Raw genomic sequence first — 13,456 nt, forward strand, 5'->3', positions numbered from 1 at the left:
CACTATTCTAGTCATGTATCAACTGCGTTGCCCAGCAGGAATCCTGCCAGTGGCGAGCTAAAGTGTTTCCGGCGATTTCACAATGTGGAACAGATGATTAGAATGGACGCCACTCGCTATGCAAATCCAATCAGGAAGCCGCAATGAATAAATCTGAAAGTCTGTACGCCGCCGCTCGTCAACTGATTCCCGGTGGAGTCAACTCGCCGGTGCGTGCGTTTAACGGCGTCGGTGGCGTGCCGCTATTTATCGAACGGGCAGAAGGCGCCAGACTCTACGACGCAGACGGCAAATCTTATATCGATTACGTCGGCTCCTGGGGACCGATGATTCTGGGCCACAACCACCCAGCCATTCGTCAGGCGGTGATTGAGGCCGCAGAGCGCGGCCTGAGCTTTGGCGCGCCCACCGAAATGGAAGTGAAGATGGCGCAACGGGTCACCTCGCTGGTGCCGGGCATGGAGATGGTGCGCATGGTGAACTCTGGCACCGAAGCCACCATGAGCGCTATCCGCCTGGCGCGTGGTTTCACTGGCCGCGACAAAATCATCAAATTTGAAGGCTGCTACCACGGCCATGCCGACTGCCTGCTGGTAAAAGCGGGTTCCGGTGCGTTGACGCTGGGGCAACCCAACTCCCCCGGCGTACCAGCCGATTTTGCTCGTCATACCCTGACCTGCACCTACAACGATCTGGACTCGGTGCGTGCGGCATTTGAACAGTATCCGCAGGATATCGCCGCTATTATCGTCGAGCCAGTAGCGGGCAACATGAACTGCATTCCGCCGTTGCCAGAGTTCCTGCCGGGGCTGAGAGTACTGTGTGACGAATTCGGCGCGCTGTTGATCATCGACGAAGTGATGACTGGTTTTCGCGTAGCGTTAGGCGGTGCGCAGGCGCATTACGGCGTACGCCCTGACCTGACCTGTCTTGGCAAAATTATTGGCGGTGGGATGCCGGTGGGCGCATTTGGTGGCCGCCGCGACGTGATGGAAGCGCTGGCACCGACCGGCCCGGTATATCAGGCCGGTACGCTTTCCGGTAACCCGATTGCCATGGCGGCCGGTTTCGCCTGCCTGAGTGAAGTGGCTAAACCTGGCGTTCATCAGACACTGACCAACCTGACCACGCAACTGGCAGAAGGTTTGCTGGCGGCGGCGAAAACGCAACAGATCCCGCTGGTAGTGAATCATGTCGGCGCCATGTTCGGGATTTTCTTTACCGATGCCCCGCAGGTGACCTGCTATCAGGATGTGGTGAAGTGTGATGTGGAACGGTTCAAACGCTTCTTCCACCTGATGCTGGAAGAAGGCGTCTATCTGGCACCGTCAGCGTTCGAGGCCGGTTTTATGTCGCTTGCTCATAGTCAGCAGGATATCGAACACACTGTTGACGCCGCGCGTCGTTGCTTCGCCGCACTGTAAGCAAACAAGCAAACAACAGAAAAAACCACGCCCAGCAAGCCGGGCGTGTTATTAACGTATCCATTGTGGGTCGCTACTGCCCGAACATCTGTTTAATCCAGTCAGGAACGCTGCCACCATCTTGTTGCTGATTTGGCTGATTTGGCTGCGGCTGACTCTGACCGCCCGACAATGCGGCTGGCGACTGCACTGCTTGCTGACTGGCCTGACACAATGCCTGCGGATTATCAGTCCACACCGGCAATGCCCGGCCTGCGCTGCCGTTACAGATAACGTTGCCGCTGCCATCCACCGACATGGTGGTAATGCCTTCCGGCGGCGTCAGCACCAGCGGCAACGGCGTCTGATTTTCCAGATAGCGACGATAGATGGTCAGCGCGCCGTTAGCGCCGGTCAGCTTCGCCGGACCATTATTGTCACGACCAACCCAGGTAATCACCACCTCTCTGCCATCAACACCGGCAAACCAGCTGTCGCGCAGGTCATTGGTCGTCCCGGTTTTCCCCGCCAGATGGTAGTTACCGAATTTCACCATTAGCGAGCGCGAAGTACCGCGTTCTACCACCTGTTGCATACCATATAGCGTCAGGTAGGCGGCCTGTGACGGCACCACCCGTTCAGCCTGCGGGAAGCTCTGATACAGTACCTTTCCGTCTTCAGCAATCACCGAACGCAGCGCGGAAAGCGGTGCGCGGCTACCGCCGCTGGCGATAGTCTGGTATTCCTGCGCCACTTCCATCGGCGTCAGGCTAATCGCGCCGAGCAACATCGCCGGCACTGGCTGAATCTGATTCTGCGGGATACCCAGTTTCTGCAACGTATCACTGACCTGATCCAACCCGACCGCCATCCCAAGGTTGACCGTCGGCACGTTGAGCGAATTCGCCAGCGCATCCACCAACATCACCCGGCCACGGAACTCGCGATCATAGTTTTTCGGCTCCCAAATCGTACCGTTCGGCTGTTTAAGCGAAATCGGCTCATCCGGCAGGATGGTGTTAAGGCGGTAGCGATCCGGCATACTGAGCGCTGTCAAATATGTCGGCGGTTTCGCCAGCGAGCCGACTGAACGACGCGCCTGCATAGCACGGTTAAAACCGGCAAACTGGGCATCAGAACCGCCTACCATCGCCCGAACCTCGCCGCTGAAGCGATCGACAATCACCATCGCCGATTCCAGATCCTTGACGCCACGTGCCGCACGCAGCGCCGGAATGCCGTCTTCCACCGCTTTTTCCGCCGCATCCTGAGACACCGGGTCCAGCGTGGTGAAGATTTTCACCCCGGAGAGATCGTTAGCTTTGTCGCCCAACCGCTGCTGCAACTCCTGACGCACCATCTGCATAAACGCCGGCTGAGGGCTTATCACCCCACCTTTCGGCTGAACACCCAACGGGCGGGCGCTCAGCATGTTATAAAGATCTTCGTCGATGACCTGCTGGTTCTGCAGCAGCTTCAACACCAGATTACGGCGCTCCAGCGTCACCTGCGGGTTACGCCACGGGTTATAGAGCGACGCGCCTTTCACCATCCCCACCAGCATCGCCTGCTGGTCGAGGCTCAGCTCGTTGACTGGTCGCCCGAAATAGTAAAGGCTGGCCAGAGGAAAGCCGCGAATCTGATCATTGCCGCTCTGACCGAGATACACCTCGTTCAGATACAGCTCCAGAATGCGATCCTTGCTGTAGCGGTAATCCATGATCAACGCCATATAGGCTTCGTTGGCCTTACGCCACAACGAGCGTTCGTTGGTCAGGAACAGGTTTTTCACCAACTGCTGGGTCAGCGTACTGCCGCCCTGAACTGCCCGACCTGCTGTCAGGTTGGCGATCAACGCGCGGCCAATAGAATAGAAACTGATGCCGTCATGCTCGTAGAAATGGCGGTCTTCAGTGGCAACCAGCGTTTGCACCAACAGGTCGGGGAAACCGGAGCGCGGCACAAACAGTCGCTGTTCGCCGTTGGGCGACTGCAACATGGTGATCAGTTTCGGATCGAGCCGGAAGAACCCAAAGTTACGCTGATTGTCCATGTTCTGGATCTGTGACAACCGGTCGTTACTGAAGATCATTTTGGCGTGAATCTGGCCTTCCTTGCCGTCCGGGAAATCAAACGGACGGCGCAGAATTTCAATGTTGTTGGACTGCACCGTAAACTCACCCGGTCGGGTAATGCGGCTGACTTCGCGGTATTGCATCCCTTCCAGCAGATTAGCCATATCTTTCTTGCTGTAGGCCATGCCCGGTTCAAGGCTGACCATGCGGCCATATACCGCTGCCGGTAGCTGCCACACTTTACCGTCAATACGACTACGGATCTCTCCGTCAAGGTAAACGCCGTAAATCGACATCACCACCACAAAAATCAGGAATAATCGGATAAACCACCCCAGCCAGCGGCGTTTTTTACGTGGCCGCTTGCTCATGACGTCTTCCTCATCATCCTCGTCATAGTCGTCTTCGTACTCATCTTCGTAATCGTCGTCGTAGTCATCATCCCTGCGGCGTCGCGTCGCTTGCCTGCGAGGGGGAGTGGGTCGTGACGCACTACGTTTGCGCCCGATAGGTTCGCGGTCATCCTGAGACATTACAGTGACATCTCCATCAGGTTACTGACGGCCATCGGTTACCCGCCGAAGCCGTCTACTCTGTGTCTCCCACACTGCACAAGGAAGGGGGAAACATCTGAAATTAGGTGTTCTGGTATTTTCTGGTACGCCGGGTTGGCGCCGTATTCGCCGGATCATCCGGCCAAACATGTTTGGGATAGCGCCCTTTCATTTCTTTCTGCACCTCCCGGTACGCGCCGTTCCAGAACGCCGCCAGATCGCGCGTGATCTGCAATGGTCGCATCGCCGGAGACAATAATTCAAGCACCAGCGCCACCCGACCTTCAGCCAGCAGCGGGCTGGCCTGCTCACCGAACATTTCCTGCAACCGCACCGCCAACACGGGTGGTTTATCGGACTCATAGCGGATCGGCAAGCGGCTACCGCCGGGCGCGGTATAATGGCTGGGTAGCGCGCTATCCAGCCGCTGACGCAGCGGCCAGTCGAGCAAGCGCCACAGCGCCTCACTCAAATTGACCTGATTGAGCGTACGGCGATCCCGCACCCCGCCCAGCGACGGCTGTAACCACAACTCCAGCGATGCCAGCAGAGAAGCGTCATCCACCTCAGGCCACGTCACCTCCGGCAGCCACTGCCGGGCGCACAGTAAGCGCTGACGCAACTGTTGCGCCGGTTCATCCCAATTCAACACCGACAGCCCCTGCTCCCGCAGCCAGTTGAGCAGCGCCTGCTGCAACGCCTCATCCGAGGGTTTAGCCAGCGGCCGGGACGATAGCGTCAGGCTGCCGATTTGCGTTCGCAGACTGGCGCGCAGGGTACCTTTTTCTTCGTCCCAGTGCATCAGATTCTGTTCAGTCACCAGTTCCGGGCGCTGCCGCGCCAGTTGGTCGATATCCACCGGCAGTGCCAGCAACATACGGGCATCAGGGCTATGTGGGCTTTGCATCAGAACCGGCGCCAGTAGCCATTCCGATGCCGCCAGCGCCTCTTCCGGCGGCAAGCTGGCTCCGGTACCGTTCGCCAGTTGATAGCGCCCATCCTGACCACGCCGCCGGGCGATGCGATCAGCAAATCCTGCAGACAACAACCATGCAGCAAGCGCTTCATTTACCTTGCCGGTATCCACCTGACCTGATGCCCTGCCGGCACGGCGCGTCAGTTGTTGCGCCCGACGCTGCCAGTGGCCGGCAGGGCGATGCAGCGCATCGGACAGATTCAACGACCCGGCGCGCGGCGGCTCTTCGATGATCGCCGCCAGCAACGCCGCCGTCGCCAGCGCATCCGGGTCGTGCCCGGCGGTATGCAGCATCGCCGCCAGCCGCGGATCACTGCCCAACGCCGCCATGTGACGCCCGTCCGTCGTCAGCCGCTGCTGTACATCGCACACGCCCAACTGCATCAGCAAACGGCCCGCCGCCAGCAATGCCGGTTGGGGCGGCCTGTCCAGCCAACAAAGCTGTGCGACGTCATGACAACCCCATTGCAGCAGATCCAGCCACAAGCCTGACAGATCGCTGTGCAGGATTTCCGGCTCGCTTTGCGCCGCAGCGCGCTCAGCCTGCTCGCGGGCAAACAGATGCCAGCACACGCCCGGTTCCAGTCGCCCGGCACGTCCGGCACGCTGCACCATGGAGGCCTGACTGATACGCTGCGTCGTCAGGCGGGTCAGCCCGGTTTTAACATCAAACAGCGCCGCCCGCTCCAGCCCACAGTCCACCACCACCCGAATACCTTCGATGGTCAGACTGGTTTCGGCGATGTTGGTCGCCAGCACCACTTTGCGTCGCCCGATGGCAGCCGGAAGAATCGCTTTCTGTTGTTCCGCCAGCGTCAGCGCGCCATACAGCGGACAGACGTCCACCTCAGCCGACACCGCGCTTTCCAGCAGTGCCTGTAACCGTTTGATTTCCGCCACGCCCGGCAAAAATATCAGCAACGAACCGGTTTCGTCCTGCAACAAACGGTACACGAGTCGGGCAGCCGCCTCTTCAAGACGCTCATGCGAGCCGACCGGCTGATAATGTCGCTCTACTGGCCAGGAACGACCTTGCGACGATACGCTGAGCGATTGCGGCAATAAAGAAGAGAGACGGGAGTTATCCAGCGTGGCGGACATGATCAACAGTTTAAGGTCATCACGCAGCCCCTGCTGGACATCCAGCAGCAGCGCCAACGCCAGATCAGCCTGCAAACTGCGTTCATGGAATTCATCCAGAATCACCAGCGAGACGTCATCCAGCGCCGGATCATGCTGCAACATACGGGTCAGAATGCCTTCCGTCACCACTTCCAGCCGTGTCTGACTACTGACCCGATTTTCCGAACGCATACGGTAACCGACAGTCTGTCCCGGCGTTTCCCCCAGCCACTGCGCCAGCCGGAAAGCAACGCTTTTAGCCGCCAGCCGACGCGGTTCCAGCATGATGATGCGGCCAGAAAATGCGCCCTGCTGCAACAGCTGCAGCGGCAACCAGGTGGATTTTCCCGCCCCGGTTGGGGCATGTAGCAGCACCTGCGGCGCGGTATGCAACGCCAGGATGACCTCATCCAGTACAGCGCTGACGGGGGGTTGATTCACATAAAGCTCCGTAATCATACAGCTGAACTCACTGACGCAACTATGATCAGCCGTAACCAATCACTCTCAACAATAATAAATAGAAATAACGCCAGCCATGCATCCACTGGCGATTAGGAAGCGGAGCACAGCCTTAACTTTAATTTAGTGGGCATTATTGGGTGAGCATTGTAGCATCGGAACCCCACAGAACAGAGAGATTGCCATGAACTCAACCCGCCGCCTGTTTTTTGGCCTGTCGTTACCAGACGCTGTCAGCCAGCAGATCGTACACTGGCGTGCGACGCAATTCTCCCCGGAAGCCGGTCGTCCGGTGGCGGCGGCAAACCTGCATCTGACGCTGGCCTTCCTCGGCGAGGTCAGCGACGCAAAAATGCAGGTGTTAACGGCGCTGGCCGGTCGTATCCGCCAGCCGGCGTTTACCCTTAATCTGAACGATGCCGGTCACTGGCCGCGCCCCGGCGTGGTATGGCTCGGTTGCCGTCAGGCACCGCGCGGGCTGTTGCAACTGGCAGACTTGCTGCGTTCACAGGCAGCGCGCAACGGCTGCTACCAGCCTCCCCAGCCCTTTCACCCACACATCACGCTGCTGCGCGGCGCCACACGCCCGCTGCCGCTGCCAGCCGCCACCTTCGGTTGGACGATGCGCGCCGAGCAATTCTTTCTGTACGAATCACGAACCGAAGCGGGTCGAACCCATTATCAGCCTGTCGCCCACTGGCCGTTGCTGACTTCCTGAGAGACATCATCCATGCAATTTTCCCCACGCCTGCGCCCCGCCACATTGCTCAAACGTTACAAACGATTTCTGGCGGATGTCGTCACCCCTGACGGAGAATTCCTGACCCTGCACTGCCCCAACACCGGCGCCATGACTGGCTGTGGCGCGCCCGGCGATACCGTCTGGTACTCCACATCGGATAACCCGAAACGCAAGTATCCGCATACCTGGGAACTGACGCAAACCGCACCAGGGCACTGGATCGGGGTAAACACCTTGCGCGCGAATCAACTGGTGCTTGAGGCACTGCAAGCAGGCCGACTTGCCGATTTCACAGGTTACACCACTATCCGCACCGAAGTGCGTTATGGTTCGGAAAACAGCAGGATAGATGTGTTATTACAGGCCGAGGGGCGAGCTGACTGCTATATTGAAGTTAAATCAGTCACATTGCTGCAACACGGATGTGGTTACTTTCCCGATGCAGTGACCCTCAGAGGGCAGAAGCATTTGCGGGAACTGCAACAGATGGCAGAACAGGGCTGTCGTGCCGTATTGTGTTTTGCCGCGTTGCATTCCGGCATCAGCCAGATTGCCGCAGCGCAACACATTGACCGACATTACGCCGAATTATTACAACTCTCCCGGCAGCAAGGGGTTGAAATTCTGTGTTACGGTGCCCATATCTGCCCAGATAGTATGACGTTGGGGACGCGGTTACCGTTCAATAACGTGACGACAGCGGACTAATTCTGCCACGCGTTATGTATTATCTGATGAGATTATGTCGTTTCTCACACTTTGTCAGGCCAGTGTCGGGAATCATTGCCAACCACACCTCCATCTGTTATTTATAGCGGCCTGTTTTTCCCCCTAGGGGGCGATACTGCGTGTCGTGTTATGTAGGAGAAGCAACATGCAAGAAGGGCAAAACCGTAAGACATCCTCTCTGAGCATTCTCGCAATTGCCGGAGTGGAGCCGTACCAGGAGAAGCCGGGCGAAGAATACATGAACGACGCTCAGCTGGCTCACTTCAGGCGTATTCTTGAAGCATGGCGCAATCAACTCAGGGATGAAGTCGATAGAACCGTATCGCACATGCAGGATGAAGCGGCTAACTTTCCCGATCCAGTAGATCGTGCCGCTCAGGAAGAAGAATTCAGCCTTGAACTGCGCAACCGTGATCGTGAACGTAAGCTGATCAAGAAGATTGCTAAAACACTGCAGAAAATCGAAGACGAGGACTTTGGCTATTGTGAGTCCTGTGGCGTGGAAATCGGCATCCGTCGTCTGGAAGCGCGCCCCACCGCCGATCTGTGTATTGACTGCAAAACACTGGCCGAAATCCGCGAAAAGCAGATGGCTGGATAATATCCTCCGGCGGGAGAGCCTACAGCCCTGCCGCCGGATCTTTACCGATTATGACCCGTCATCATTTATCCTAACCCTAACCGGCACGATATTGTCGTATGCCTGAATCACGCCCTTATGTCGGACGCTTTGCGCCCTCTCCTTCTGGCGATCTCCATTTTGGCTCCCTGATAGCCGCGCTGGGCAGCTACCTGCAAGCCCGCTCCTGTCACGGGCGCTGGCTGGTGCGTATTGAGGACATCGATCCGCCGCGCGAAGTACCCGGTGCCTCCTCCCGCATTCTCCGACAACTGGAACAGTACGGTCTGCTGTGGGACGGCGATGTGGTGTACCAATCTCGCCGCCATGATCGTTACCGTGCGGTGCTGGCTGACCTGCAACATCAGGGCAAATGCTATTACTGTACCTGTACCCGACAGCGCATCCAGCAAATTGGCGGTCACTATGACGGCTATTGCCGCGCTCGCAGCCTGCCACCGAACAACGCAGCACTACGCCTGCGCCAGACCAGTCCTGTGATGCACTTTCACGATCGCTTGCGTGGGCAGATTGATGCCGACCCGATGCTGGCGAAAGAAGATTTTATCATTCATCGTCGTGATGGCTTGTTTGCCTATAATCTGGCGGTGGTGGTGGATGACCACGATCAGGGCGTGACTGAAATCGTACGTGGCGCAGACTTGATTGAACCGACGGTGCGGCAGCTATCGTTGTACCAACAGTTGGATTATCCGGCACCAGATTATGTGCATCTGCCGCTGGCGCTTAATACCGACGGCAATAAGCTCTCCAAGCAGAATCACGCACCGGCGCTGCCTGACGGCGATCCGCGAATCGTATTGGCACAGGCACTGGCGTTTCTGCGCCAGCCGCTGCCAACGCACTGGCGCGATCTTGACCGGGACGCCTTGCTCGCGTGGGCCATCTCGCACTGGTCGCTGACTACAGTCCCTGTCGAATCCGCCCTTATATCGCCGGAAATAACATCAGCATTCTCAAAGGGCTGAGGGTGAGCTATGATTAGCCGCTATTTTTTGTTGTACCGCTAATTTTTCAATGATTATCGAGGTGTATTATCTTTACCCGGGTAGCTAATTTTTGCCGCAAGGTACTGAATCGTGAGAATGAGCCAGCCAGGGCGGACAATCCGCCGCAAGCGATGACGGTCATTCCCCGTGACCAACATGCCATTTCACGCAGCGACATGAGTGAGAATGCGCTGAAAGTACTTTATCGCCTGAGCAAAGCGGGCTATGAGGCTTATCTGGTAGGCGGCGGCGTCCGTGACCTACTGTTGGGCAAAAAGCCCAAAGACTTCGATATTACCACCAACGCCACGCCGGAGCAGGTTCGCAAGTTATTCCGCAATTGCCGACTGGTGGGCCGCCGTTTTCGTCTGGCGCATGTCATGTTCGGCCCTGAGGTGATTGAAGTCGCCACATTCCGTGGTCACCACGAGCAGCATCAGGAGCAGGAAACCAAAAATGCCGCCCAGCAAGGCCACAACGGTATGCTGCTGCGCGATAACATTTTCGGCACCATTGAAGAAGATGCGCAGCGGCGCGACTTCACCATCAACAGCCTCTATTACAGCATTGCCGACTTTACCGTACGTGACTATACCAATGGTCTGCATGATCTGCGTCAGGGGTTGATTCGCCTGATTGGCGACCCGGAAACCCGCTACCGCGAAGATCCGGTTCGTATGCTGCGTGCAGTGCGTTTTGCCGCCAAACTCGGTATGCACATCAGCCCGGAAACCGCCGAGCCGATTCCCCGTCTGGCCTCATTGCTGCATGACATTCCGCCAGCGCGGTTGTTTGAAGAATCCCTGAAGCTCTTGCAGGCAGGTCACGGTTACCCCACCTACCAGTTGCTGTGTGAATACCAGTTGTTCCAGCCCCTGTTCCCGCTGATTAGCCGCTATTTCACCGCTAACCGCGAAAGCACGATGGAGCGGATGATAGTACAGGTGCTGAAAAACACCGATCAACGTATCCAGAACGATATGCGCGTTAACCCGGCGTTTTTGTTCTCCGCCATGCTGTGGTATCCGCTGGTAGAACACGCTCAGAAACTGACGCAGGAGAGTGGGCTTGCCTACTTCGAAGCGTTTGCATTAGCTATGAACGACGTTCTCGATGAGCAGTGCCGCTCGCTGGCGATTCCCAAACGGATCACGTCGCTTGTGCGCGATATCTGGCAGTTGCAGTTGCGCCTGTCGCGTCGTCAGGGCAAACGCGCCTTTAAGCTGATGGAACACCCGAAATTCCGTGCCGCTTATGACCTGCTATGCCTGCGGGCGGAGACCGAAAATCATCAGGAGTTACAACGTCTGGCGCAGTGGTGGGGAGAATTTCAGGTCGCCGCGCCGCCGCGCCAGCAAGCCATGTTGAACACACTGGATGACGGCCCGACGCCGCATCGTCGTTCACGTCGTCCGCGCAAGCGCCCAATGCATCGGGATAATGCCCGGTGATCCGCGTTTATCTGGCGCTGGGCAGTAACCTGTCTGAGCCATTGCAACAGGTGCGTGCAGCGCTCACGGCGCTGGACGCTATTGCGCATACCCGGCTGGTGCGCTGTTCGCCGTTTTATCGCAGCCGCCCGCTCGGCCCGCAGGATCAGCCTGATTATCTCAACGCCGTCGCCGAATTGCAGACCGGGTTGTCGCCGGAGTCTTTACTGGACCACACCCAACGCATTGAACAGGAACAAGGGCGGGTGCGCAAAGAACACCGTTGGGGACCACGTACTCTCGACCTGGATATTCTGCTGTTCGGATCACTGACGCTACATACCGAACGGCTCACGGTGCCGCACTACGACATGAAAAACCGCGAGTTTATGCTCTATCCGCTGGCGGAGCTGGCGCCTGATCTGGTGTTTCCCGACGGCGAAGCACTGGCGACACGGTTACAACAGGTGCCCCGCAACGGCCTGACGCTGTGGGATGAGCAATAACCGTTTTCCCCTCTCCATCCCACCGGACACAATGCACGCTTGCCGCAGAATTCATACCAATCGATTGTTTTACCAATAGAAATAGATTGCTGTTCCTGATGTATGCCATCCATTAGAATGATTCACCCTTGAACTACCCTTGCGTTGACTCAGGAAGGTTGCCATGAAAGCGACGACGATTTCCCACCTGCGCCAGTGGAAACAGGAACAAAAAAAGTTCGCCACATTGACGGCTTACGATGCCAGCTTCGCCCAACTGTTTTATGAACAGGGAATTCGCGTCATGCTGGTGGGTGACTCTCTCGGTATGACCGTACAGGGCCACGACTCAACCCTGCCCGTTACCCTTGATGACATGGTGTACCACACCCGTTGCGTGCGACGCGGTGCGCCACATTGTCTGCTGTTATCCGACCTCCCCTTTATGGGGGCCGCCACGCCGGAACACGCCTGCCAGCAAGCCGCTGAACTGATGCGCGCCGGCGCCAATATGGTCAAAATCGAAGGCGGCAGTTGGCTGGCGCCAACGGTGCGCATGTTGACTGAACGTGCCGTCCCGGTGTGTGGACATCTGGGGCTGACCCCGCAGTCGGTCAATATCTTTGGCGGCTATAAAGTTCAGGGACGTGATGAAGCCGCCGCCAGTCAGTTGCTGGAAGACGCACTGGCGCTGGAGCAGGCAGGCGCTCAGCTACTGGTGCTGGAATGCGTGCCGGTTTCGCTGGCACAACGGGTAACGCAAGCACTCAGCATCCCGGTTATCGGCATCGGCGCAGGCAATGTCACCGATGGGCAGATTCTGGTGATGTACGATGCGCTTGGTGTAACTGGCGGCCATACGCCGAAATTCGCCCGTAATTTCATGACGGAAGCGGGGGATATCCGTGCAGCCGTTCGCCTGTACGTGCAGGAAGTCGAACAGGGAACCTTTCCCGATGAGAAATACAGTTTTGTTTAACACAGGAGCAAGCGAGTGTTGATTATTGAAACGCCGGTGCTGCTGCGCCGTGAACTCCGCCGCTGGCGTCAGGATGGCAAACGCATCGCGCTGGTGCCTACCATGGGCAATCTGCATGACGGCCACCTGACGCTGGTGGATGAAGCCCGCTCACGGGCTGATATCGTCGTGGTCAGTATTTTTGTCAATCCGCTACAGTTTGACCGGGCGGACGATTTGGCCCGCTATCCACGAACCTTGCAGGAAGACTGCGAAAAGCTGACGCGCCGCGGGGTTGATTTGGTGTTTGCGCCAGCGCCGGACACCCTCTACCCTAATGGCCTGCAACAGCAGACGTTTGTGGAAGTACCGGGGCTATCGCAGATACTGGAAGGTGCCAGCCGCCCTGGTCATTTTCGTGGCGTTGCTACCGTCGTCAGCAAGCTATTTAATCTGGTACAACCGGATGTCGCCTGTTTCGGCGAAAAAGATTATCAGCAACTGGCGTTGATCCGGCAGATGGTAACCGACATGGATTACGACATCAGCATCGTCGGCGTGCCTATCGTACGCGCCAAAGATGGCCTGGCGCTCAGTTCACGTAACGGTTATCTCACCGCCGAAGAACGCCAACAGGCACCACAACTTCACCGCATCATGAACGACGTGGTGGAGCAATTATCCAGCGGTGATCGGCAAATTGATGATATGCTCGCCAGAGCATCAGAGGCGCTACGCCACGCCGGATTCACCCCCGATGAACTGTTTATCCGCGACGCGGCAACGCTGCAGCCACTAACCACTGACAGTACCCATGCTGTAGTGCTGATGGCGGCCTGGCTGGGCAAAGCACGCCTGATTGATAACCAGCAGGTAGATTTAACCACCTGA

The 13,456-nt window shown here is 57.5% G+C and carries 11 protein-coding genes; 9 read left to right on the plus strand and 2 right to left on the minus strand.

What is annotated here, in order from left to right; all coding sequences use genetic code 11:
* The first annotated feature begins 143 nt into the window (after nt 1–143).
* Complete coding sequence (gene hemL, locus Dpoa2040_RS08230) at nt 144–1,424, plus strand: glutamate-1-semialdehyde 2,1-aminomutase (RefSeq protein WP_168640947.1); 1,281 nt, start codon at nt 144–146, stop codon at nt 1,422–1,424.
* Nucleotides 1,425–1,497: 73 nt separating this feature from the next.
* Here hemL and mrcB read toward each other — a convergent pair whose 3' ends face one another.
* Nucleotides 1,498–4,011: a bifunctional glycosyl transferase/transpeptidase gene (mrcB, locus tag Dpoa2040_RS08235; protein ID WP_168640948.1), complete on the minus strand. Its 2,514-nt coding sequence runs from the start codon at nt 4,009–4,011 to the stop codon at nt 1,498–1,500.
* 103 nt (nt 4,012–4,114) lie between these two features.
* Nucleotides 4,115–6,589: an ATP-dependent helicase HrpB gene (gene hrpB, locus Dpoa2040_RS08240; RefSeq protein ID WP_210423869.1), complete on the minus strand. Its 2,475-nt coding sequence runs from the start codon at nt 6,587–6,589 to the stop codon at nt 4,115–4,117.
* A gap of 187 nt (nt 6,590–6,776) precedes the next feature.
* Here hrpB and thpR point away from each other — a divergent pair, with 187 nt between their 5' ends.
* The 8 genes from thpR to panC all read left to right on the plus strand — a co-directional run bounded on the left by thpR (nt 6,777) and on the right by panC (nt 13,456).
* The gene (gene thpR, locus Dpoa2040_RS08245) at nt 6,777–7,310 is read left to right on the plus strand and encodes an RNA 2',3'-cyclic phosphodiesterase (protein ID WP_168640950.1); all 534 of its coding nucleotides are present in this window, start codon (nt 6,777–6,779) and stop codon (nt 7,308–7,310) included.
* A gap of 12 nt (nt 7,311–7,322) precedes the next feature.
* Nucleotides 7,323–8,042 carry a DNA/RNA nuclease SfsA gene (sfsA, locus tag Dpoa2040_RS08250; RefSeq protein ID WP_168640951.1) on the plus strand — a complete coding sequence of 240 codons (720 nt, stop codon included), beginning with the start codon at nt 7,323–7,325 and terminating at the stop codon, nt 8,040–8,042.
* A 166-nt stretch (nt 8,043–8,208) separates the two neighbouring features.
* A complete protein-coding gene (gene dksA, locus Dpoa2040_RS08255) occupies nt 8,209–8,664 on the plus strand; it encodes an RNA polymerase-binding protein DksA (RefSeq protein WP_012768782.1) in 456 nt (151 codons plus the stop codon).
* Between the two features lie 98 nt (nt 8,665–8,762).
* Nucleotides 8,763–9,671, plus strand: a complete 909-nt coding sequence (gene gluQRS / locus Dpoa2040_RS08260) for a tRNA glutamyl-Q(34) synthetase GluQRS (protein ID WP_168640952.1) — start codon at nt 8,763–8,765, stop codon at nt 9,669–9,671.
* Nucleotides 9,672–9,739: 68 nt separating this feature from the next.
* Nucleotides 9,740–11,143, plus strand: coding sequence for a polynucleotide adenylyltransferase PcnB (gene pcnB / locus Dpoa2040_RS08265; RefSeq protein ID WP_168640968.1), 1,404 nt, complete (start codon nt 9,740–9,742; stop codon nt 11,141–11,143).
* Nucleotides 11,140–11,628 (plus strand): 2-amino-4-hydroxy-6-hydroxymethyldihydropteridine diphosphokinase, encoded by a 489-nt coding sequence (gene folK / locus Dpoa2040_RS08270; protein WP_168640953.1) that lies wholly within the window; start codon nt 11,140–11,142, stop codon nt 11,626–11,628. The genes pcnB and folK overlap by 4 nt, the downstream gene beginning before the upstream one ends.
* A 163-nt stretch (nt 11,629–11,791) precedes the next feature.
* On the plus strand, nt 11,792–12,586 hold the full coding sequence (gene panB, locus Dpoa2040_RS08275; protein ID WP_168640954.1) for a 3-methyl-2-oxobutanoate hydroxymethyltransferase: 795 nt from the start codon (nt 11,792–11,794) through the stop codon (nt 12,584–12,586).
* Nucleotides 12,587–12,601: 15 nt separating this feature from the next.
* Entirely contained in the window at nt 12,602–13,456 is an 855-nt protein-coding gene (gene panC, locus Dpoa2040_RS08280; RefSeq protein WP_168640955.1) for a pantoate--beta-alanine ligase, read from the plus strand.

The organism is Dickeya sp. CFBP 2040 (assembly GCF_012273755.1).
Classification (GTDB): domain Bacteria; phylum Pseudomonadota; class Gammaproteobacteria; order Enterobacterales; family Enterobacteriaceae; genus Dickeya; species Dickeya poaceiphila.